The following is a 21194-nucleotide window of genomic DNA, read 5'->3' as shown; positions in this document are numbered from 1 at the left end:
CTTAGAGCCCGGACCAAGGTCGGTGTCGCAATTGCCACGACTGGCCTATAATCTTTGCAGGCGGCGGGGTGAATCATGCGTATGCTCAGGGGGATCTTGAAGCGACTTGTGCAAATCTGGAGCGGGTTTTCGTTGGCCTGGCAGTTCGTGATTGCCGGCGGCATCGGACTCTTGGCCGTGATGCTGGTGGTTGGCCTTTGGGTAACGTCGCAGATCCGCGAAGGGGTGATGCACAACTCCGCCACCACGACAGCGCTCTATGTCGACAGCGTGATTGCACCGCTGCTGCCGGACCTGCGCAAAAGCCGGGAGCTCGACGATACGGTCAAGCGGGCGTTGGACGAGACGCTCGGCCAGGGCGCGCTCGGCAAGAGGCTGGTGTCGTTCAAACTGTGGCGGCGCGACGGCACTGTGCTTTATGCCGACGACTCGTCGCTGATCGGCAAAACCTTTACGCCGAACCCCAATCTCGTTTCCGCCTTTGCCGGCAATGTCGTGGCCGAATACAACGACCTCTACGACGACCCCGAAGCCGCCGAGGAGAAAGCCGTGAACGCGCCGCTGTTCGAGATCTACAATCCGGTGCGCGAGCCGTGGTCGGGCCAGGTGGTGGCAGTGTCGGAATTCTACGAAATCGCCGACGATTTCCAGGAGACGCTGAACTCGGCGCTGAGGTGGACCTGGCTGGTGGTGGCCGCCGCCACGGCGGCTTCGCTGGCGCTTCTGTCGGGAATCGTGTTTCGCGGCAGCCGCACCATCCAGACACAGCGCGCCGCGCTCGAGGCCAAGGTCACCGAGCTGCAGGCGGCGCTGGCGCAGAACTCGTCGCTGCGCCAGCGCGTGCAGCGCGCCTCGCGCCGCGCCACCGCCATCAACGAACGCTATCTGAGGCGCATCGGCGCCGACCTGCATGATGGGCCTGCGCAGCTGGTGGCGCTTGCCGCGCTCAGAATGGACAGCCCGGTGCTCGTCGACCCGGCCACCCCGAAACCGCGACGCGAGGCCGAGATCGCCGGCATCCACAAGACACTCGGCGAGGCGATGCGCGAGATACGCGGTATCTGCAACGGCCTGGTGCTGCCGCAGATCGAGACCCAGGCTGTGGCCGACAATTTGCGGCTGGCTGTGGTCGAGCATGAGCGCCGCACCGACACCAAGGTGTTGCTGACGCTGCCGGAGCGCTTGCCGGAACTCGGCACCTCGGAGAAGATCAGCATCTATCGTTTCGTGCAGGAAGGGCTGAACAACGCCTACCGGCACGGCAAGGGCAAGGGCCAGCAGGTGAGAGCCACGATGAAGGGCGGCAAGCTGTTGGTCGAGGTGCAGGACGCCGGTCCGGGCTTCGACCCGGCAAGGAGCGAAGGCCTCGGACTTGCCGGACTCAGGGAGCGCATCGAAAGCATCGGCGGGCAGTTCGAGACGCTCTCGGGTCCAGGAGGAACGAGACTGGTAATTACATTGTCTGTCGAGGAGCAGCCGTGACCGCACCGATCCGCATCGCCATTGTCGACGACCATCCACTGTTTCGCGAGGGCGTGGCGCGCAGCCTCGGCGAGATCGGCGGCTTCGAGCTTGTGGGCGAAGGCGCCAGCGCCGAGGACGCCGAAAGGCTGGCGCGCGCCAGCGCTCCGGATATCCTGATGCTCGACATCAGCATGCCGGGCGGCGGCCTCAATGCGCTGACCAGCATCCTTTCGGTGGTGCCTGAGCAGAAGATCGTCATGCTCACCGTGTCCGAGACCAATGCCGACGTGGCCCAGGCGCTGAAGGCCGGCGCACGAGGCTATGTGCTGAAGGGGGTCGGCTCCAAGTCGCTGGCCGAGATCCTGCGCGATGTCGCCAACGGCCAGAGCTATGTCTCGCCGACGCTCTCGGCCAGGCTGCTGTCCGACCTGTTGCAGCCCACCAGCCGCAAGCCAGACCCGCTCAGCCAGCTCACCAGCCGCGAGGCCGAGATCCTGAGGCTGGTCGCCGAGGGCCTGAGCAACAAGGAAGTCGCCGCCCGGCTGTCGCTGCAGGAAAAGACCGTCAAGCACCACATGACCAGGGTGCTGGCCAAGCTCAACGTGCGCAACCGGACGGAAGCGGCGCTGCTGATGCATGAGGCGAAGGAGAGGAACTAGGGGAACTGAGGAATTGGAGAACGAGGAACAGGGAACTCGGCTCGTTTATTTCTTCAGTTCTTCAGTTCTTCAGTTCTTCATTTCTTCAATTCCTCAATTCCCATTCCCCAAAAGCAATCACCCCCGCCTCCGGAAGGCGGGGGTGACATGCGAGGGTGCGGGAAAAGGGGGTAGCTTCTCTCAACCCTCACAAGCTTAGCAGGCGGGCCAGATCCGCCTGTGTCGCAACTCGCTCGACGATGGTGCGGCCTTGCGCATCCGTCATCTCGAAGCGGCCGTTCTCGATTTCCTCCTTCATGCCGTTGCGGTGGACGACAGTGATCTTGTTGCCGTCGACCTCGACCGTATCGCCGGTCGTGGCGTTGACATGACTGGCCTTGCTGCCCGGACTGGTGTTGCCTTTGCCGTTGTTGTTGCCAGGGCCGGCATTGGCATTGCCGCCGCCGGCATTGCTGTTGCCCGAATTGCCGCCGCTGTTGCCGCCGTTGCCGCCGCCGCCGTTGCCGCCACCGCCATTACCGCCGCCGCCATTGCCATTGCCGCCAGCATAAGCGGTGGTCACGAGGAGCTTGGCGGCGCCATCGGGCGTGAAATGATAGGTCGCGACAACAAGCGCCAGCGCGACCGCGGCGCGCAGCATAAGGCGGACAAACCTTTTGGAGGCGGGTTCGAGCATGCTGTCCTTGGTTCATGCCGGTTCCGCCTCGGCCCTGCCGAAGTTCCGCTCTCAGCCCGGCCAAGGCGGAACCGGTGTCTTGACCCGGAAAAGATTCACGGTTTGGTAAGGCTGCGGAAGCGGCCCACGACCCATGCCATGCCCGGTCGGACCTTTTTGCCGCCGCTTGGGGACCATCGTCGCAACCAAGGGGAGAAACGGCTCGAAGCGGTTGCTGCCCCTGCGTTAACCAAATCGCTTGGAAATTGTCCGGCAATTCTTTATGACTGTGGCCCGCGAGAACCGCGCGGACGCCCAACGAGCCGCGGCATGCTACGGCGCAGGTGTCTCTACTTGGACGCGAAAAGCACCGTAACACTTTGATTTGCGGATGGATTGTTTCCCCGATCTGCGGGGCCATCCGCCAAGAGCCCGCCTTACCCGGCAGCCGTCCTTAGGGCCCAAAAAAGTACCCCCGCCAAAAGGCGGGGGCAAGGTGAGCAGCGGGAGTTCTGTCATAAGACGATCAGGACCGAAGAGACGAAGCAAAAGGTGGCAACCTGATTTTGCAGCGCTGGCCTTTGGTCCCTTAAAGATCTAATCCAGATAGAACCTCGCTCTCACAAACTCTTCAGGCGATTGAGATCGGCCATTGTGGCCCTGCGCTCGACGATGGTGCGACCAAACTTGTCCTCCATCCTGAACCTGCCGTTCTCGATCGTCTCCTTCATTCCATTCCGGTGCGTGACCTGGATGCTGTTGTTGCTTACCTCGACCTTGTCGCCGGTCAGCGCGTTCACGTGATCATCGACATCGGCGGTGCTGCTGCTTGCGGCACTGTTGGAGGCGCTGTTCGTTGCGCCCTTGCTGTTGCCGCTGTTTCCGCCACTGTTGCTGTTGCCCCCAGAATTGCTGTTCCCGTTACCGTTGTTTCCGCCGCTATTACCGCTGTTCCCGCCACTATTTCCGCCGCTGTTGCCGCTGTTTCCGCCGCTGTTGCCGTTATTGCCGCCCGAGTTGCCGTTCCCGTTCCCGCCGCCACTGTTCCCGCCGCCATTGCCATTGCCGCCTTTACCGGCATAGGCCTTGGCCACAACAAACCCTTCGACGGAGAGATGAAAAGGCGCGACAACAAGCGCCAGCGCAGTGAGCGCTCGCAAGACAAGCCTGCAGCCCATGCGCGATACGCGCATCCCATTCTCCCCATGCCAGCCATCCGGCCCTTCGGCCAAACTACCCCACCGGCAATGTCGCAGCATCAGCATCCCCAATCAGCGCCTCGTGGGGAAGTGGCCCACGACCCTTGTCTTGTCTGCTCGGACCTTTTTGGTGACGATATCGGACCAAAGTCTTATCTCAACCACCAGATGTGGTCCGGCATGGCTGCGCGCACAGTTTTTTTCAGCGCGGCCAGCGGTTTAAAGCAGGTCGCGCCGAAACGGATTCAGGCGGCACGCTCTCAGTTTCACTTTTACGCATGTCGTTTTCTCAAAACCGCTGTGCACTTTTGGGCGACATGCGTCAGCCTGGCGACGGAACCGGCGCTCTCGCCGTCACGGCCGCGCCGAAGGCGGCGGCGATCACGGCGGCGATGCCGGCTGACTGCAAGGCGCTCAGGCTCTCATGCAGGAACAGGAAGCCTGTCAAGGCGCCGCCCGCCGGTTCCAGACAGACGATCATGCCGTAGACCTTGGCCGGCATCCTGGCCAGCACCATCATCTCCAGCCAGAAGGGCAGCGCGCTGGAGAACAGCCCGACGACGACCGCGCCGGCCATGACATGCGGATCGGTGAGATAGGGCTCCGCCGCGGCGAAGCCGAAAGGCAGCGCAACCAGCGCCGCGATCGCCATGCCATAGGCCGAGGTGCGGGCGCCGAGCTCGGCGCCCGCCTTCTGCGCGAAGATGATGTAGAGCCCCCAGCAGCCGCCTGCGGCAAGCGCAAGCAGCACGCCCGCCGGATCGAGTCCCCGGCTGATATCGGCAAACGGCGAGAGCAGCACGATGCCGGCGACCGCCAGCCCCACCCAGACGAGGTCGAGCAGGCGCCTGGAGCCCAGCGTCGCAACAAAGAGCGGGCCGGTGAACTCGAGCGCCACGCAGATGCCCAGCGGAATGCGCTCGAGCGCGGCATAAAAGAGCAGGTTCATGACCGAAACGGTGACGCCATAGGCGGCGAGCCAGGGCAGCCCCCTTCGTGTCGGCAGCATTTTCCAGGGCCTGAGCACCGCCGCCAGCATCAGCGCGCCGATGGCGAGCCTGAGCATTGTCGTGCCCTCCGCGCCCAGAATCGGGAACAGGCCCTTGGCGAAAGCGGCGCCCACCTGCACCGACAGAATGGCGCCGAGCAGGCCGAGGACGGGCAAGGCGCCCACCGCGGGAGCTGAGCTGACGGCCGGCGATGACATGCATTCTTCTCCCATACCCGTCTCGCGCCCGGCGCGACGGGATCGACAGGGCCTAGTGCGAAGCGCGCCGCCTGTCGTGAGGCAGCGGGAGACGGTCGGCTGGGACAAGGGATTGGTTGCCAGGCATATAGGCCGCCCCTGTCGCGGGCGCCGGCGGGCCTGGACGCACTGCGACAACGCCGCTGCAGTGCACAAGATCTTGAAATTAAAGCGATTTCACCTAGGAATATCGCAGTATCGTTAAATGTATTTTCCACGTTTTCCGACGGTTACTTCCAATACACTATCGAAAGTTGCAGATATTTCTTGAACACGCCCATCAATAATTTTCTCTGAAGGACACGGGACTAAAGTCCCACATACTTTTAGGACCACAGGCTCCATTCATTAAAAAGTGAGGGAATTCATATCGTTCCGCGCGTTAGTCACGATTTTGTTTCAATCACGTAAGCATTGTGTGTTGCGCTGCAACATCGCGGCGACAATCGTTGCGCGGTACGCACAGTGGAGGATTCCGTCATACCCGCGACAATGGGCATTCCGCCGACCGCCGCCGACAGTCCGCCCGTTCGGCGCGGCAAGCGAGGCTCACCAGCAGGACTCGGTGTCATCCCTCCTTCGCATCGTGGGAGACATCCGGCCTGTGGAAGCCGCTGATGGCGAAGGCGCGCGACATCCAGTTGGACGCGCTGCGGGCGGTCGCCGTGACGCTGGTGCTTTACGCGCATTTCCTGGCGCCAAACGGCACCTCCTTCCTCGGCCATCTCGGAGTCAGACTGTTCTTCGTGCTCTCCGGCTTCCTGATCACCCGGCTTTTGCTGGACGCCCGGGACGCCGCCGCATTCGAGGCCGGACCGGCGCTGCGTTCCTTCTATGCCAGACGCATAATCCGGATCTTCCCGCCCTATTTCGCGGTGCTGGGGCTGGTCTGGCTCACCGACCTGGAACAGTCCAGGGCCTCTCTCGCCTGGCATGCGCTCTACCTCTCGAACTTCTGGTATGCGCTGCGCAACGATTGGAACCCCTGGCTGCTCTGCCATTTCTGGAGCCTCAGCATCGAGGAGCAGTTCTATCTCGCCTGGCCGCTGATCGTGCTTCTGGCGCCGCGCAAGCGTATCGAGGCGATCGCCATCGGTGTCATCGCCTTCTCGCTCGCCTACCGCTTCTATTGGCCGATCGCCGCCGACCCGGCGCTGGCGCGGGACCTGTTGCCGCCGGCCTCGATGGATGCGCTTGCCTGCGGCGCCCTGCTCGCCGTCCGCCGTGCCAGGGGCGCCGATGTGCCGCGATGGATGCGGCTCGGCTGGCCGGCGCTCGCGGCGCTCTTCCTCCTCGTCGTCTGGTCCGATCCGGGGCCGGCGAGCTCGACTTGGGAGTGGCCGCGCTGGCTGCTGGTGCAGGTGCTGCCGCTGGTGCCGTTGACGGCGATCGTCGCCGCCTGCTCGAACGGCCTTGGCGGCACGCTCGGCAGGCTGGCCGAATTGCCTCCCCTGCTCTCCCTCGGCCGCATCAGCTACGGCGTCTATCTCTACCACCCGATCCTTCTGGCCTATGCCGTCAAGGCGCAGCCATGGATCCCGCTCAACGTTTCGGAACAGGGGCCGGGCCGGTTCCTGGTAGCCGGCGCCGCCACGCTGGTCGTCGCCTCGCTCTCCTGGGCGTTTTTCGAGAAGCCGCTCAATGGGCTGAAGCGCTATTTCCCCTATGTGGCGCGGCCAGTTGCTCGGACGCCGGGCGAGGCCATTTGGAGCGGCGCGACCGGCGGTGGGCCCGCGCTCGACCTGCAGCGAACAGAGGCGAGGCGATAATGGCGAGCGCTCCGCTCATCTCCGTGCTGCTGCCGGTCTACAATGCCGAGCCTTACATCGCGGCCGCTCTCGGCTCGATCCTGCGGCAGGATTACGACCGGCTCGAAGTCATCGCCATCGACGACGGATCGACCGACCGGTCGCTGGAGATCCTCGAGCGCTGCCGCCGGGATGACAGCCGCGTATCGATTATCTCGCGCGCCAACCGCGGCCTCGTCGCCAGCCTCAACGAGGGTCTGGCGGTCGCCCGGGGCGAGCTCGTCGCGCGCATGGATGCCGACGACTTCGCCTATCCCTGGCGGCTGTCGCGCCAGGCGGCGCTGTTTGCGGCACAGCCCGAGCTCGGCTTCTGCGGCTCTGTCGTCGATCTCCTGCTGCACGGCCGCATCGCCCGGAGCAGGCTCGATCCGGTGTTCCGCCTCGAACTCCCCGTGCTGTCGCAGTTCTTCACCATCTTCATGCACCCGACGGTGGTCTACAATCGCAGGATCATCGGCGAGGCCGACCTCCATTACGACGGCGCTTACCGGCATGCTGAGGATTTCGACCTCTTCCGGCGGCTTGCCGGCCGCTATCCGGCGGCGATGATGGAAGAGAGCCTGCTGGTCTATCGCGTCCATGCGGGCAGCGTGACGAGCCGGCATGTGAAGGAGATGCGGCGCACGCATCTCAGGATCGTCGGCGAGAATCTCGAGCGCGAGGGCCTAGCTGAGGACACCCGGGACCTGCGCGCCATCGGCGATAGCGTCTCCTTCGACACGGTGGCCCGGGCGGCCGCCTTCATCCGCGCGCTGGAGGAGCGGATCGCCACCCTGCCCGACACGACGCGGCCGAGCTTCGAAGCCGGCGCGCTGAACCTCTTCTATTTCCTCTACCAGCTCGTCAATGACGAGGAGCGCCCGGCGCTGACGCATGAATTGTTGACGCTGACGACGAAATGGAACGCCATCCGCCGCCGCGAGAAATACGCGCTCAGCCCCGGCGCCTGGGCGCCGTGGCTCAGCCAGGCCTCGATGTGGGCGGGCAAACGCGCGGACGGGCTGGCCTATCGCCTCAAATCCGCACCGGCGGCGTCGGTGCTTGCGCCTTACCGGATGGGGGCGGCATGAGGCGAGGCGTCGAAGCTGCTAATCTCCCCCCTTGTGGGGGAGATGCCCGGCAGGGCAGAGGGGGGCGCTGTCCCGCCGGCCTCTCGACAGGTTCCAATGGACTTTTTCCGATAGCTTTTGACGATTGCAAGTTTTCTGATAGGCCGCATTCCTTCGCGCCCCCCTCTGGCCTGCCGGCCATCTCCCCCACAAGGGGGGAGATCGGCAGCTTCGCCGAGGCCTCCGCATGAACGACGCGCGCCACCCGCTTCCGCACTTCCGCCCTGCCCTGCCAGCGCCTCCCTGGCCCCGGCAGCGGCCACAGGTCTCCTTCATCGTCTGCACGCGCGACCGTGTCGCGGTGCTGAAAGCTTGCATCCAGTCCATCCGCGCCGCCTGCCGAGCGCACCCCGGCTTTGCCGCCGAGCTGGTGGTTGTGGACAACGGCTCGCGCGACGGCACGGCCGAATATCTTTCACGGATCGCCGCGATGTCCGACATCGCGCTGACCGCGATCTCGGAGCCGCGGCCCGGACTGGCGGCGGCGCGCAATGCCGGGCTGGCGCGGGCGCGCGGACGCGTGCTCGTCTTCGTCGACGACGACTGCCGGCTCGACCGCAACTATCTCGACGACCTTCAGCGCCATTATGCGAGCGGCGAGAAATGGCTGATCCGCGGCGGCCGCGTCGAGATCGGCGACGCGCGCGATCTGCCCTTCACCATCAAGCGCTGCGACAAGCGCGAGCGGCTGACGCCGGCCGTTCATCCGGGCGGCTTCGTGCTCGGCTGCAACATGACCATGCATCGCGACGTCGCCGCCCGCATCGGCCCCTTCGACGAACGCTTCGGCGCCGGCGGAGCGCTGCGCTCGGCCGAGGACACGGACTATCTGGTGCGCGCCATGCTCGCCGGCATGGCGGTGGAATATGTGCCCGACATGACGATCTTCCACCATCACGGGCGGCGCGGCCGCAAGGCGGTCGACCGGCTGCATCGCGACTATCATTTCGGCAATGGCGCGCTGTGCCTGAAGCACATCCGCCGCGCGCCCTGGCTGCTGCGCCATTTCTACTGGGCGGCGCGGGCCGCCATGCGCGAACTGATAGGTGGGCCGCGATTCGATCAGGATCTCAGGCTGTCGCACTGGCCGATCGTGTTGATGAACCTCGCGGGCGCGGCGAAATTCTTGGCTCTTGTGCTTGCCGGACGGCCAGACCGGCAGGCGCAGCCGGCCCAGGAAACCGCTGAGGCCAGCGCGGAGGCCGGCGCGCGATGACCGGGTCTCCGACGCTGTCGATGCTGCACCAGGCGCTCGGCCGCCGGCAGATCGCCCTGCTGCCCGCCGTCGTCGCGCTCGGGCTTGCAAGTGCCGCGCTCGAAGGGTTCGGCATCGGGCTCATCATCCCGCTGCTCGGCATCATCATGGGGCATGGCGAGGCGACCGGCATGGCCGGCCTCTCGGCCCTACTGCAGAAGGTCGGCGCCGGGCTTGGCGAGCGCGAGCGGCTGATCGCGATTTCGGCCGCGATCCTCGGCTCGATCCTGCTCAAGAACCTGCTCGCCTACGCCAATTCGGTGCTGACCGCGCATATCTACGGCAAGGCCAGTCAGGCGATCCGCGGCGCGCTGGCCGGGCAGCTGCTTGGAGTGGGCTATCCGTTCTTCCTGAAGGAGAGCCCGGGCCGGCTGCTCAACATCATCTCCAACGAATCCTGGCGGGCATCGGACGCCATCCAGGGGATGCTCGGCGCCATCGTCAGCGCCTCGGCAGCTATCATCCTGCTTGCCTTCCTGCTGCTGCTCTCCTGGCAGATGACGCTCTTGGTGATGCTCGGGCTGGCGCTCGTGCAAGCGGCGCATATGGCCCTGTCGGCGCATCTGAGGGCGCCGAGCCGCGGCGTGGCGGCGCGCAACAGCGCTTTAGCCTCGCGGATGCTGCATCTGGTGCATGCCGGCCGGCTGATCCGCATCTTCGGCCAGGAGGCGCGCGAGAAGGCGGCGTTCGACAAGGCCTCCGACGGCGTGCGCCGCGCGGCCTTCCTGCTCGCCAACCGCCAGGGCGCGCTGGCGCCGCTGACGGAAGTGCTGCACGCGATGCTGTTCCTGGCGGTGGTGATCGGCGCCTGGCTTGCCGGCTTGAGCTTCCCGCTGGTCGCCGCCTTCCTCATCCTGCTCTACCGCCTGCAGCCGCATGTGAGAGCGCTGCAGATGACCTGGAGCCAACTGCAGGGACTTTCCGGCTCGCTGGAGGAGGTGACCTGGCTGCTCGACCCGACTGGCAAGTCCGCGCCGCCTCAGGGCAGCCAGCCGTTCACGGGCTTGGGTGAAAAAATCGCCTTCGAGGGCGTGAGCTTCAGCTACGCCAATGAGGAGCAGCGCGCGGCGGTGCTGCATGCGGCAAGCTTCGATATCGTGAGCGGCCGCTCGACGGCGCTGATCGGCCGCTCCGGCGCTGGCAAGACGACCATCGTCAATCTGCTCTGCCGCTTCGTCGAGCCTGACGGCGGTCGCATCCTCGTCGACGGGACGGAGCTCGGCGACATCGACCCGGCCGCATGGCGGTCGCACATCGCCTTGGCCAGCCAGGAACTGGAGCTGGTCGACGGCACCATCCTCGACAACATCACCTACGGCAAGGACACGGCGAGCGCCGAAGAGGCGCGCCGCGCGGCCACGCTTGCCGAGGCGCATGAATTCATCGAGCGCCTGCCGCAGGGTTACGAAACCGTCGTCGGCTATCGCGGCGTCAACCTGTCGGCCGGGCAGCGGCAGCGCATCGCGCTCGCCCGCGCGCTGGTTCGCGATCCCGACATATTGATCCTCGACGAGGCCACCAACGCGGTCGACGGGCTTTCGGAAGCGGCGATCGTCGAAACGCTGAAATCGCGCGCCGGCCGCCGCACGACCATCGTCATCAGCCACCACCACTCGACGATCTCGTTCTGCGACGACCTGGTGATTTTGGAGCATGGCCGGGTGAAGAAGCAGGCGCCGTTTGCCGAATTGGCGGCGCGCAGCATGGATGAGCTGTATCAGCCGGAGTGAGCGCTGGAATCTACCCCCTTGAGGGGGAGATGTCGCCAAAGGCGACAGAGGGGTCGCTTCGCGTGAAGCGCCAGCGCCCTGCGCGCCCGGAGATGAGGTCGGCGATCTACGTGAGACGACCCTACCCCGATCCGCTATGCGGATCGACCCTCCCCTCAAGGGGGAGGGTAAAGCTCACCCCGCCATCGCCAGCGGCACGGCGCTCTTGTTGGGGATCTGGATGTCGATCTCCAGCGTCGACATGGTCGCGCCGCGGTCCATCGAGACCTGGAGATAGTCCTGGTCGATCTGCACGTGCTTGGCGATGACCGCCATGATCTCCTCGCGCAGGATAGAGACGAGGTCGGGCTGGCCGCGGCTCTGGCGCTCGTAGGCGAGCAGCAGCTGCAGCCGCTCGCGCGCCACCGGGGCGCTGGTGCGCCGCTTGAAGAGGTCGAGGATGCTCATGCCGCCCTCCTTCCGAGAAGCCGGTCGAGGAAGCCCTTGCGTTCGAAGGGGACGACCACCGGCAGGTCCTCGCCTTCAAGGCGTCTTGCCGCTTCGAGATAGGCTTTTGCGGCTGAATTGGTCGGTTCCGACAGCGTCACCGGCGCGCCGAGGTTCGAGGCCCTCAGCACATCCTGGCTTTCCGGGATGATGCCGAGCAGCGGCGTCGACAGGATCTCCAGCACGTCGTCGATCGACAGCATCTCGCCGCGCGAGGCGCGCGCCGCGTCGTAGCGCGTGACCAGCACGTGCTTCTGGATCAGCTCGCCCTGCTCGGCCTTCATGGTGCGGGCATCGAGCAGGCCGATGATGCGGTCGGAGTCGCGCACCGACGACACTTCCGGGTTGGTGACGATGACCGCCTCGTCGGCGAAGCGCATGGCAAGCTGGGCGCCGCGCTCGATGCCGGCCGGGCTGTCGCAGAAGACATAGTCGAACACCGAGCGCAGCCTAGCGATGACTTCGGCCACGCCCTCCTCGGTCAGCGCGTCCTTGTCGCGCGTCTGCGATGCCGGCAGCAGATAGAGCGTCTCCAGCCGCTTGTCGCGGATCAGCGCCTGCGACAGTTTTGCCGTGCCCTGGATGACGTTGACGAGGTCGAACACCACGCGGCGCTCGGCGCCCATGATGAGGTCGAGATTCCTCAGGCCCACGTCGAAATCGACCAGCGCCACCTTTTTGCCGGTCTTGGCCACGGCGGCGCCGAGCGCGGCCGTCGAGGTCGTCTTGCCGACGCCCCCCTTGCCCGAGGTGACCACGACTACCTTGCCCATATATCCAGCCTCCATTGGCGTTCTTTATTCTCTGGCCGTGCCGGGCACGGCGGATTCTCTAAAAGCTTCGCACGCGAAACCGGTCCGAAGCTTGCGCCTTACCCGAGCGGCACCACGCACAGCGCATCATTGTCGAGGAAAGCCTGTACGGCCTTGCCGCGCGACACGCCTTCCATCTCCTCGGCCGTGGTGTACCAGCCGTCGACGGCGAGCAGCTCGGCCTCGTTCTTGCGGCAGAAGATGCGCGCCGAAATATTGCCTTCCGAGCCGGCGATCGCGCGGCCGCGCAGCGTGCCATAGACATGGATCGAGCCGCCGGCGACGATTTCCGAGCCGGACGCGACCGAGCCCAGCACGATGACGTCGCCATGCGGGTGGAAGACCGACTGCCCCGAGCGGATCGGCGCCTTGATCATCAGCGTGCCGGCGGAAGGCTCGTGCCTCTCGGCCACCTTGTCCGGTTCCGGCTGCTTCGCTTCCGGCTTTGCCTCATCCAGCTTCACCAGCTCGGTGTTTGCCAATTCTTCTTCCGGCGCCCTCACCTGCCCCGGCTGCACGTCCTCGACAGCGGCCGTCTCAACGGTGATCTCCTCGGCCTTCGCCTTGCGCGCGGCCCTGCCCAGCAAGCCTTCGGCGGTGGCTTCCTTGGCGCCGCCAAGCAGCGGCGGCAGTTCGGGCCCGAGCTCGGCGCCTTCGAGCTCGATGGCGTAGACGCGGATGCCGCGCGAGCCAAGCACGCCGACAAGTGCTGCGATCTCCTCCGGCCCCGGCTTCAAGGTGTTCAGATCCAGCACCACCGGGCGGCCAGCAAAGTAGCCGGGCGAGTTGCCGATCCAGTGATCAAGCCCCTCCAGCCACTCGTCGATGGGAGCTTCCGGGGTGAGCGTGAAAGCGACGAATGAGCGGGCGCGGAAGCGGATGGATTTGTTGTGCAAAGGGGCGGCGAAGGTCACGACCAGGCGAATCCTTACTCAATGGTTAAAGGGTGCCGGGCTAATGGTTAACAAAAGGTTAATTTTGCAGGTCGGGACCGTTAAGGAACTAGCGCGGCTAACTTGTGTGGCGGGGCGGTCACAATGCCTGCCCTCGCGCCGCGGCCCCGCCAAAGAGCCAGGCCCTGACGAGCCGGGCATGTGAAGTTCCTAATATACGAAGAGAGGCCGCGCCCGCACCATCCGGCACGGTTAATTTTCCATTTCCTCCAGAACAGGGGACGGGGCATGCGCATCAATCAAGCAAGCAGCAAGTGGGCAGGCAGCAGGCGGGCAGGCTGGACAGGCGCAACGATCGGCGCGCTGTTGCTGCTTGGCGGATGCATGAGCATGAGCGGCAGGGACCAGACCAGCGGCATAGACCAATGGCTGACGACGGAAAATGCCGACGCGGTTGTCAAGGCGATGGCGGCGAAGGGAATGATGCCGGCGACCATCGACTGCCGCTTCGCGGACAACAGGCCGGGCCAAGTGGCGTACCTGTCGAAATTCACCTGGAAGCGCGCACCTGCAAACACGCGCTACCATTGGGAAATCGGCGACCCGACCTACCTCACAAGCAAGGAAGTCAAAGCCAACAGGGTTGGGTTGCGGCGGGTGTTCGCGAAGGGCGTGCGGAATCCGACGACCGGGCAGAAGGTTGGGTGCTCGATCTGGGCGGGTTAGGGGGTGGCGTGGGCGGAGTAGGACGGGGCTGCGATGGGTAGAGGCGTCGCAGCCCGCGCAATGGCGCGAGAACTGGCGATCCAGTGGTGGAGAGCAGATGACAACACCGGCCGGCTTCATGCGAACATATCTGGCCTACCAAGAACATCGGCAAGTCTGTGTGTTCAGACCGCGGGCTTTGACAGATCGTGCATGCGGTTTTCGTAGAGCCGGCCGACTAGTATCGGCCGACGGTTTTTGTCCATCCGCTTTTGTACGAAAGCTATCGCAGCTGGGTCTCCGGCCCAATATAAAGCCAGTCGGAACGATCACAAAAAAGGGTCGCCACTTGGCTTATCGTATATAGCATCAAGGTAATTCACGAAAGCCATCTGCAATATATCAAAACGACCTCGATGGCTGATCGCGTCGTTTGTGCTCCGGTTAAGTGTATCGTACCTTGCGTACTGCTGATCTATGTTGCCAGACAAGCCGAGGTCTTTCTGCGCTTCCCTGTGCTCTTTTCTCTCTTTTTCAAAGAAAAGCAAGAATGGCCGTATGTCATCTCTATATTCCTGAGACACGCTCCTAACAAACCAGTAATACACCGGAAAAACGCCTGCCGATGCTAGCAGTTCGTCGTGCGGCAAGAATACCTCGTCCATCGCGTCGAAGGTATCAACAGCACGTCGCGCGGCAAGTTCTAACTTGTTCTTATCGATTGGCCTTTTGTCGACCTGCATTCCCCGCGCAAATTCATCCAACGTCGTCTTTTTTGTAGTTACGGGCCGTTCTTCGTATTCGAAGATCAAGGCCTTGGCCGCGGCATTTTGGTCGCCGGCACGCTTGGTGCTAAAGCGTATCGCTTCCTGGAACATCGAATGTTCCGTGAGGCTCCGGATGACGTCTGTAACAGGGCCGGCGATCGCATTTCGAACCTCGGCGCCTGTCAGTGGCTTGCTCCGGTTCAGTCGAACGAATAGCTCGTTGACATCTCTTTCGTCATCAGCCACGACACTCATTATATCGAACGAGAAATTTTCGAACTCTTCAGCAACTTGCCGATAGTTTCGACGCAGGTCTCGTAACCCTAAACCGCCGAGCTTCAAAGATGGGTCGCTTCTCAGTACGAAATCTGCATTGAGAACAAGTTCGTTATCGAAAAATTCAAAAACAGTTTCCATCCTCTGCTTTCCGTCAATTATTGCATACGGCAGACGCTTCTCGTTCAATGTCGAGTTTCCATACTGAAAATCTGCCAAATAAAGCTTTGGAATATCAAACCCGTTAATGATTGAATCGATGAGAAACCCTTTGTCCTGCGGAGACCAGAGTCGACCTTTCCTTTGATAAGGTGGGGAGAAGTCAATGCTTTCCCTTCTGCTGTACCACCACACAAGCGTGCGGGTTTGGTGCGGTGTAATGTGCAATTTTCCCATCAATAATACCCAAAGCTTCTTTTGATTTCTAGCGATAAGCCAAATAAGTCAGGATATATTGTCGATTCTGCAAATCCTTTTCTGTGAAGAGACGACAGTATCGCATCAACAATGTTCTTCTTTATAATAATCTTCTTCAATGATCCGTTGGGAAAAAGTCCATCTGAAAAAGTCTTTTCCATCCCATCTACACCTTTTCCAAACAACGCAAAGACTCCTCTTTGAGCAACTATCCTTGGGCTATTGTGGGTTCCATAAATCATGACCGGAATTGTTGCGCGTTGCTCAACCTCTGAGGAGGGGCTATAGGCCTTTATTTCCTCACAATTTTCATCTAATACGCCACCTGAAAATGAAATATGTGCGAGCGCCGTCCTGTTCCAAGCGACGGGATCGCACAGCCAAAGAGCCACGTCGCTCGTGGGCTGACCATCTTTATCTCGCGCGACAGACGTGAGTGCAAAATACAGACCCACGAATGGACTTTCGCTCCAATCCAACAGCCGGGTCGGTATTCCGTAGTGCTGCATATAGAACAGCATTCTCCAGTCGCTGGCGAAATCCGTGCGCACAAAGGGAGGAGAGCGCTGAGCGAAACTATTCGCGATCCCTTTTTCGACTTTGCTCAGCTCCTCCGGAGTCGGAGTAGGCGTCCTTCGAGCAAGCGTTGGAATTAATGGATAGCTGGCATCGCCTGAGCCACGATACCAGGACACATCACGGCTATTTTGAAATGATTCGACGTGCTTAAGGATCGCACCGAAGGAATCTGGACTATACTCAGTTATGTTCGTCAATCGCCCCCCCAAATCGCCCGCGCTCTAGTTATGCCAATTTCCAGAAACGCAAGCAATCCTGGGTGACTAGAAAGCATGGCCCGTAAGCGCTGAGAGGTAAAGAGGCGGCGCTCGATGGCGATAGGCAGTCGAAGTTTGAGGCAACAGCATTGCCGAAGCACAGCGAGATCGTGTTAGGGTAACATATCGAATAGCCGCAAACTGCAGCGACGCAACCTTTCGACGGCTACTCCACCACTCCTGAATCTACTAGCTGTCACTATACTGCGCCTCGTGGCGCCTTGCTCGCCTTCCGTGTTCGGCGTCGCCTCTGCGCCGCGGAATCCGAGACGGAGATGCAAGCGCGAGCGACAACAACCCCTCCTCCCCGCCCTCCGTGCCACCCTCTCCAACGCCACCGTCTTGGACGCCGCCGAACTCGCCACCCGCGATCCCGGCTTCGATGCCCGCAATTTCGGCTCTTTGGCACTGGCGCGGCCACGGGATACGGCAGGCGTCTCGGCGCTGGTCGGGTTCTGCGCGGCGAATGGCTTGAGTGTCGTCGCCCAGGGCGGGCGCACCGGACTTGCGGGCGGGTGCCGACGGTGGCCGGCCACCGCGACCTTGGTGCCATGAACAGGGCCCATGAGATCGCCTCGCCGCCGACAGGGCGAGCGTTCCCATGATCTAAAGCCGCCTAGGACAAAGGCCATTGATAATATTATTCGTCTGCGCCTTGCCGCTGCCTCGGTCAAGCGCTATGTTTTTCAAATCGATCTTGTTGAACGAATGTTGTTTCCGCGCCTTGGCGCCCTGACGATCTTCCCTCTCAATTTCGAAGACTGCGGCGTTTGGCGTAAATCCAGGCGGCGATGATTTGTGTCGATTTGAAAGGAAAATCGTATGACTACTGGAACCGTGAAGTTTTTCAACACCACCAAAGGCTTCGGCTTCATCGAGCAGGGCAATGGGCAGCCGGACGTGTTCGTCCATATTTCCGCCGTCGAGCGCGCCGGAATGCGTTCTCTTGCGGAGGGCCAGAAGGTGAGCTTCGACATCGTGAAGGACGCTCGCAACGGCAAGAGTTCCGCCGAGAACATCCAGGCGGCCTGACGCCGTGCGTCCATGGCCCTTGACCACGGATGTACTGGCATCTGGCCTTGGAGCACATGGAGGAGGTCGGGGCTTGCCCCGGCCTTCTTCGTTTCAGATAGCGAGGTAGAAAATGGCTGAAACGAATTTATTCAAGCCGAAGGGCGACGCCAAGAGCGAGGCCACCGCGATGACCGCGCGCAGGATAATCGAGGGAGAAGCGGCGGCCCGGCAAGCAAAGACAGAACGGCTTCGCGCTGCCAGGCTCGCCCGCGGGTCGGTTGAGGCGCCGCCAAAGAAAAAGCCGGCGAAGAAAAAATAGCGACAGAGGCGGAGAGGCTGGCGGGACAGCCCCCCTCTGGCCTGCCGGACAGCCCGGCAGGACAGAGGGGGTGTGAAGGAACGCGGCGCTGATAGAGTTCTTCCCTATTCGCCCGCTCGGCGAAGCCGAGGCGGAGGGGGGAACTGTGGTACGAAAGCCCCTCTCCGCCTCGCTACGCTTGGCCCCCGCTCCAGCGGCGAGGGACCAAAGCCCTCTCAAGCCGCCATCTGCACCTCGCGCGCCGCCGCGATCATGACGCCGGCGAGCAGGCCGTAAGCGGCTTGCCAAGCTTCGCGGACCTCCTGCGTGAAGGCCTCGCCGAGGCCGATGTCGAGCGTTTCGATCAGCGCCTGGCCGACGATCGGATAATGATGCTCCTCGACGCCATAGCCGACATGGCGCCTGGCGAGATCCTGGACGGTGGGCAGGATGGCCTCGGCGCGGGAAAGCCCGTGCACGACGAAGCCCAGCGCCGCCATCAGCTTGGCACCCTGCTTGCCCATGTCGGTGGCGTGAAACAGCGCCTTAAGGCTGCCGTCGATGGCGAACAGGCGGTCGTAAAACAGCGCGGCGGCCGCCACCTTGATCGGGACGACCTCACGAAAACTATCCTGCACAAGCTTGATCTGGTCGGGTGTCATCGGCGCGCTCCTCCGCGTTTTTGGCCTGCGCCAAGATCGCGCCGTGGCGTTTCGCGGGCATGCCGGTTGTGGGAGCGGTGTGTTTCAGGCTTGTGTCTGCCGGGTATCAGGTTGCGGAAGCGGGTTCCTCGATCTTGGCGCGAGGAACTACTGAGACGCCGGCGGGACAGCGCCCCCCTCTGCCCTGCCGGGCATCTCCCCCACTTGGGGGAGATTGGATGTCGCGTCGACCTTCGCCAATCTCCAAAGTGCAGGACGAGCGGGGCGTGAAAGCTGCCAATCTCCCCCTTGTGGGGGAGATGTCCGGCAGACCAGAGGGGGCGCGAAGGAATGAGGGTTATTCCAGCTTGTACCTCACCCGGGAATGGGGCGAGGAAGCGCCTACTCGCACTGCCGGCGCGGGCCGCCGTCGTAGGGCTGGTAGGTGTTGTCCTGCGGATTGTAGGAGCGGTAGCGGCTAAAGCAGGAGTCGATGTGGTCGCTGGAAAACTGACGGCCGCTCCAGGCTCGTTCCTGCTCGGGCGTGATCTCTTCCGGCGGGCCGCCATAGGTGGTCGCATAGCCGTCCCGCGTGGTGGCGTAGCCTTCCATCTCGGCCTGGTCGTCGGTCACCTCGCTTTGGTCGGTTATTGCGCCCTGATCCTCTGCCTGACCGTTTTGGCGCGCCTCGGTCGAGGCGGCGGCGCCCGGATCGAAATAGGGCGAGATGCAGGGGCGCAGCTCGCCGCTGTAGGAGCGGTAGCTGTTTTCCTCCGGACGGTAGCTGCGATAGCGGTTGGCGCACCATTCGAGATGGGCGGCGGGCAATTGCGCCTGCTCAGCCGGCGCCTGCTCGGAAGGGGTCTGCTCGGAAGGCTGGCCGGCCGCATTGGCGTCGGGTTGGCCCCTCTGGGGAACATTGAGCCGGGAGACATCGGGCAATGGTTGCAATTGCCGCGGCGGCGCGGGCGGCGGCGTTGCAAGGGCCGTGGTCTGCGTGTCCGTATTCGCCTTGGCCGTCTCGCCCGCCTTGGCGGGTGCGCCGGCCGCCTGCTGGGCAGGAATGCGCTCGAGATCCTGCTTCGCCGGATCGACCGGCTGGGCGTCCTTGGTCCACAGCTCGGAAACGCCGATCGCCGGCGTCGCCTGGCGCACCGGCTTGGCGGCCAGCAGCCAGGTGGCGAAGGCAAGCCCGCTGGCGAACACGGCCAAGGTCAGCACGAAGCCGCCGACAATTCCCAACAAAGCCTTCACGCCGTGCTCCTTCAGCCTCCGCTCATAGAATGCGGGGCGCAGGATGGAAGTTCCTTGCCGCCGCGAATGGAAATTCCTCGCCCCTATGAAATGGGTAGAGGTGGCTCGGCGAAGCCGAGACGGAGAGGACGCGGACCTGGGCGAAGAGTGCATGGAGAAAGGTCATCGCCCTACGAAGGCCCCCGCTCCGGCCGCTTCGCGGCCACCTCTCCCCCACTTCGTGGGGGCGAGGAAAGGATCTACCCGACCACCTCGCGATACTCCCTCACCTGCCCGTCCTGCCCGCGAATGCGCCAGGTCTCGCCATCGCGGCCCTCGATGTGGCTCGCCGCCAGCGGCACCTTGCCGCCGCCTTCGGGCAAATCGATGACATAGGTCGGATTGCAGATGCCGGAGAGGCGCTGGCGCAGTTCGGCGGCCAGCGCCTGGCCTTCGGCAATCGTGGTGCGGCGGTGCGCCATACCGGGCGCCAGGTCGCCATGGTGGAGGTAATAGGGTTTCACGCCAAGGCGATACATCAATTCGCGGCAGAGCTCCTCCAGCACTTCGACCTTGTCGTTGACGCCCTTGAGCAAAACGCTCTGGTTGAGCAGGACAAAACCCGCCTGCCGCATCGTCCGGCAGGCTGCTTCAGTGGCCGGCGTAATTTCCCGCGGGTGGTTGAAGTGGGTGACCACCGTCACCATCAGCCGGCCCTTCAGCGCCGCCACCAGACCAGGTGTGATGCGCGACGGCAGCGCCACCGGCACGCGGGTGTGGACGCGCAAGAGCCGCACATGCGGGATCGCCTCGATGCGGGCGCGGATTTCGCTGAGCGCCTTGTCGGGCAACGAGAGCGGATCGCCGCCGGTCAGGATCACCTCGCGGATCTCCTCGTGCCCGGCGATATAGGCCAGCGCCGGCTCCAAGGCTTCGCCCGTATAGCCACGGCCGATCGACGTCAGCGACTCCTTGCGAAAACAGAAGCGGCAATACACCGCGCATTGATAGGTCGGAAACAAAAGCACGCGGTCGGCATGGCGATGCGTCAGCCGCGGCACCGGGCTGTAGGCGTGGTCGCCGATCGGGTCGTCGAGCTCGCCCTCGGTGGCGATAAGCTCTTCCGGCGACGGGATCACCTGGGCGCGGATCGGGTCGGCGGGATCGTTCCAGTCGATCAGGTCGAGATAGGGTTTTGGCACGCGCACCTTGTGGTTGGCTGCGGCTTCCTGCGCGGCCGCCTGCTCGGCGGGCGACAGCGGGAGCGATGCAAGATCGCGCACATGGCGCACGCCGGCGCGGATGTCGGCCTGCCAGGTGGCGTCGAGCGCAGTAGCAGGTTGTTTGAGATTGGCGTCTGAGGTCATTGGAGGCTCGGGCGGCTTTGCGCGGGATATCGGCTGGATGGCGGGCGGGGTCAATGGTTGGCGTGGTCGCGGGTCGCCAGGTTCTCCGAGACGCCTCATTCCTTCGCGCCCCCCTCTGTCCTGCCGGACATCTCCCCCACCAGGGGGGAGATTGATGTCATGCCGGTTTTCGCCAATCTCCAGTGTCGCAGGAAGAGAGCCGGCGCGCGAACTGCCAATCTCCCCCCAAGCGGGCAGGGGAATCGCACATGAGTAGAATTGGACTCTTGCGGCGGTTATCGAAATGGATTCTGAGGGACCTCTGGATGATCGGAGGTCGGCATG

Annotated in this window: 20 protein-coding genes; 9 read left to right on the top strand and 11 right to left on the bottom strand. The window is 63.4% G+C overall.

The features are described from left to right. Positions 1–81: 81 nt before the first annotated feature. On the top strand, positions 82–1482 hold the full coding sequence (locus AC4FWB_RS13255) for a sensor histidine kinase (protein WP_491026781.1): 1401 nt from the start codon (positions 82–84) through the stop codon (positions 1480–1482). Further along, positions 1479–2123: a LuxR C-terminal-related transcriptional regulator gene (locus AC4FWB_RS13250; protein ID WP_491026526.1), complete on the top strand. Its 645-nt coding sequence runs from the start codon at positions 1479–1481 to the stop codon at positions 2121–2123. Before AC4FWB_RS13255 ends, AC4FWB_RS13250 begins: the two co-directional genes overlap by 4 nt. Positions 2124–2310: 187 nt before the next feature. Here the strand turns inward: AC4FWB_RS13250 and AC4FWB_RS13245 are convergent, their stop codons facing one another. The 3 genes from AC4FWB_RS13245 to AC4FWB_RS13235 form a co-directional block, all read right to left on the bottom strand. Beyond that, entirely contained in the window at positions 2311–2799 is a 489-nt protein-coding gene (locus AC4FWB_RS13245; RefSeq protein ID WP_491026525.1) for a hypothetical protein, read from the bottom strand. A 599-nt stretch (positions 2800–3398) separates the two neighbouring features. Further along, on the bottom strand, positions 3399–3971 hold the full coding sequence (locus tag AC4FWB_RS13240) for a hypothetical protein (protein WP_491026524.1): 573 nt from the start codon (positions 3969–3971) through the stop codon (positions 3399–3401). A gap of 328 nt (positions 3972–4299) precedes the next feature. Beyond that, entirely contained in the window at positions 4300–5184 is an 885-nt protein-coding gene (locus AC4FWB_RS13235; protein WP_491026523.1) for an EamA family transporter, read from the bottom strand. A gap of 656 nt (positions 5185–5840) precedes the next feature. Here AC4FWB_RS13235 and AC4FWB_RS13230 point away from each other — a divergent pair. The 4 genes from AC4FWB_RS13230 to AC4FWB_RS13215 all read left to right on the top strand — a co-directional run bounded on the left by AC4FWB_RS13230 (position 5841) and on the right by AC4FWB_RS13215 (position 11125). Beyond that, the gene (locus AC4FWB_RS13230) at positions 5841–6992 is read left to right on the top strand and encodes an acyltransferase family protein (RefSeq protein WP_491026522.1); all 1152 of its coding nucleotides are present in this window, start codon (positions 5841–5843) and stop codon (positions 6990–6992) included. Beyond that, on the top strand, positions 6992–8101 hold the full coding sequence (locus AC4FWB_RS13225; RefSeq protein ID WP_491026521.1) for a glycosyltransferase family 2 protein: 1110 nt from the start codon (positions 6992–6994) through the stop codon (positions 8099–8101). Before AC4FWB_RS13230 ends, AC4FWB_RS13225 begins: the two co-directional genes overlap by 1 nt. A gap of 226 nt (positions 8102–8327) precedes the next feature. Beyond that, positions 8328–9356, top strand: coding sequence for a glycosyltransferase family 2 protein (locus tag AC4FWB_RS13220; RefSeq protein WP_491026519.1), 1029 nt, complete (start codon positions 8328–8330; stop codon positions 9354–9356). Next, positions 9353–11125, top strand: a complete 1773-nt coding sequence (locus tag AC4FWB_RS13215; protein WP_491026518.1) for an ABC transporter ATP-binding protein — start codon at positions 9353–9355, stop codon at positions 11123–11125. The genes AC4FWB_RS13220 and AC4FWB_RS13215 overlap by 4 nt, the downstream gene beginning before the upstream one ends. Positions 11126–11299: 174 nt before the next feature. Here the strand turns inward: AC4FWB_RS13215 and minE are convergent, their stop codons facing one another. From minE to minC, 3 genes are all read right to left on the bottom strand, one after another. Continuing rightward, complete coding sequence (gene minE, locus AC4FWB_RS13210) at positions 11300–11572, bottom strand: cell division topological specificity factor MinE (RefSeq protein WP_040973218.1); 273 nt, start codon at positions 11570–11572, stop codon at positions 11300–11302. After that, positions 11569–12384: a septum site-determining protein MinD gene (minD, locus tag AC4FWB_RS13205; RefSeq protein WP_126084806.1), complete on the bottom strand. Its 816-nt coding sequence runs from the start codon at positions 12382–12384 to the stop codon at positions 11569–11571. Before minD ends, minE begins: the two co-directional genes overlap by 4 nt. 98 nt (positions 12385–12482) lie before the next feature. Then, positions 12483–13337 (bottom strand): septum site-determining protein MinC, encoded by an 855-nt coding sequence (gene minC, locus AC4FWB_RS13200; RefSeq protein ID WP_491026517.1) that lies wholly within the window; start codon positions 13335–13337, stop codon positions 12483–12485. Between the two features lie 267 nt (positions 13338–13604). On the opposite strand from minC, the gene AC4FWB_RS13195 reads away from it, so the two are divergent. Next, a complete protein-coding gene (locus AC4FWB_RS13195) occupies positions 13605–14042 on the top strand; it encodes a hypothetical protein (protein WP_491026515.1) in 438 nt (145 codons plus the stop codon). A 308-nt stretch (positions 14043–14350) separates the two neighbouring features. Here AC4FWB_RS13195 and AC4FWB_RS13190 read toward each other — a convergent pair whose 3' ends face one another. Both AC4FWB_RS13190 and AC4FWB_RS13185 read right to left on the bottom strand, forming a co-directional pair. Further along, positions 14351–15460, bottom strand: coding sequence for a DUF262 domain-containing protein (locus AC4FWB_RS13190; RefSeq protein WP_491026513.1), 1110 nt, complete (start codon positions 15458–15460; stop codon positions 14351–14353). Beyond that, positions 15460–16257: an FRG domain-containing protein gene (locus AC4FWB_RS13185; RefSeq protein WP_491026512.1), complete on the bottom strand. Its 798-nt coding sequence runs from the start codon at positions 16255–16257 to the stop codon at positions 15460–15462. The genes AC4FWB_RS13190 and AC4FWB_RS13185 overlap by 1 nt, the downstream gene beginning before the upstream one ends. Before the next feature lie 882 nt (positions 16258–17139). On the opposite strand from AC4FWB_RS13185, the gene AC4FWB_RS13180 reads away from it, so the two are divergent. Beyond that, the gene (locus tag AC4FWB_RS13180) at positions 17140–17349 is read left to right on the top strand and encodes a cold-shock protein (protein WP_491026511.1); all 210 of its coding nucleotides are present in this window, start codon (positions 17140–17142) and stop codon (positions 17347–17349) included. Positions 17350–17461: 112 nt separating this feature from the next. Beyond that, complete coding sequence (locus tag AC4FWB_RS13175; protein WP_491026509.1) at positions 17462–17650, top strand: hypothetical protein; 189 nt, start codon at positions 17462–17464, stop codon at positions 17648–17650. A gap of 215 nt (positions 17651–17865) precedes the next feature. On the opposite strand, the gene AC4FWB_RS13170 is transcribed toward AC4FWB_RS13175, so the two are convergent. The 3 genes from AC4FWB_RS13170 to AC4FWB_RS13160 all read right to left on the bottom strand — a co-directional run bounded on the left by AC4FWB_RS13170 (position 17866) and on the right by AC4FWB_RS13160 (position 20870). Then, positions 17866–18291 (bottom strand): globin family protein, encoded by a 426-nt coding sequence (locus tag AC4FWB_RS13170; RefSeq protein WP_491026508.1) that lies wholly within the window; start codon positions 18289–18291, stop codon positions 17866–17868. Between the two features lie 381 nt (positions 18292–18672). Next, complete coding sequence (locus AC4FWB_RS13165; RefSeq protein WP_491026507.1) at positions 18673–19524, bottom strand: BA14K family protein; 852 nt, start codon at positions 19522–19524, stop codon at positions 18673–18675. A gap of 239 nt (positions 19525–19763) precedes the next feature. Beyond that, entirely contained in the window at positions 19764–20870 is a 1107-nt protein-coding gene (locus tag AC4FWB_RS13160) for a KamA family radical SAM protein (protein WP_491026505.1), read from the bottom strand. Positions 20871–21194: the final 324 nt, after the last annotated feature.

The organism is Mesorhizobium sp. LEGMi-168a (genome assembly GCF_058312955.1).
Note: the sequence above shows the minus strand (reverse complement) of the source record. Positions and strands in the feature narration are given on the sequence as shown.

Bases quoted from the DNA above. Each gene is read 5' to 3' on its own strand.
- AC4FWB_RS13220 (WP_491026519.1), top strand. From the start codon at position 8,328: ATGAACGACGCGCGCCACCCGCTTCCGCACTTCCGCCCTGCCCTGCCA.
- minE (WP_040973218.1), bottom strand. From the start codon at position 11,572: ATGAGCATCCTCGACCTCTTCAAGCGGCGCACCAGCGCCCCGGTGGCG.
- AC4FWB_RS13180 (WP_491026511.1), top strand. From the start codon at position 17,140: ATGACTACTGGAACCGTGAAGTTTTTCAACACCACCAAAGGCTTCGGC.
- AC4FWB_RS13240 (WP_491026524.1), bottom strand. From the start codon at position 3,971: ATGCGCGTATCGCGCATGGGCTGCAGGCTTGTCTTGCGAGCGCTCACT.
- AC4FWB_RS13235 (WP_491026523.1), bottom strand. From the start codon at position 5,184: ATGTCATCGCCGGCCGTCAGCTCAGCTCCCGCGGTGGGCGCCTTGCCC.
- AC4FWB_RS13175 (WP_491026509.1), top strand. From the start codon at position 17,462: ATGGCTGAAACGAATTTATTCAAGCCGAAGGGCGACGCCAAGAGCGAG.
- AC4FWB_RS13160 (WP_491026505.1), bottom strand. From the start codon at position 20,870: ATGACCTCAGACGCCAATCTCAAACAACCTGCTACTGCGCTCGACGCC.
- AC4FWB_RS13225 (WP_491026521.1), top strand. From the start codon at position 6,992: ATGGCGAGCGCTCCGCTCATCTCCGTGCTGCTGCCGGTCTACAATGCC.
- AC4FWB_RS13170 (WP_491026508.1), bottom strand. From the start codon at position 18,291: ATGACACCCGACCAGATCAAGCTTGTGCAGGATAGTTTTCGTGAGGTC.
- AC4FWB_RS13195 (WP_491026515.1), top strand. From the start codon at position 13,605: ATGCGCATCAATCAAGCAAGCAGCAAGTGGGCAGGCAGCAGGCGGGCA.
- AC4FWB_RS13255 (WP_491026781.1), top strand. From the start codon at position 82: ATGCTCAGGGGGATCTTGAAGCGACTTGTGCAAATCTGGAGCGGGTTT.
- AC4FWB_RS13230 (WP_491026522.1), top strand. From the start codon at position 5,841: ATGGCGAAGGCGCGCGACATCCAGTTGGACGCGCTGCGGGCGGTCGCC.
- minD (WP_126084806.1), bottom strand. From the start codon at position 12,384: ATGGGCAAGGTAGTCGTGGTCACCTCGGGCAAGGGGGGCGTCGGCAAG.
- AC4FWB_RS13215 (WP_491026518.1), top strand. From the start codon at position 9,353: ATGACCGGGTCTCCGACGCTGTCGATGCTGCACCAGGCGCTCGGCCGC.
- AC4FWB_RS13245 (WP_491026525.1), bottom strand. From the start codon at position 2,799: ATGCTCGAACCCGCCTCCAAAAGGTTTGTCCGCCTTATGCTGCGCGCC.
- AC4FWB_RS13190 (WP_491026513.1), bottom strand. From the start codon at position 15,460: ATGGGAAAATTGCACATTACACCGCACCAAACCCGCACGCTTGTGTGG.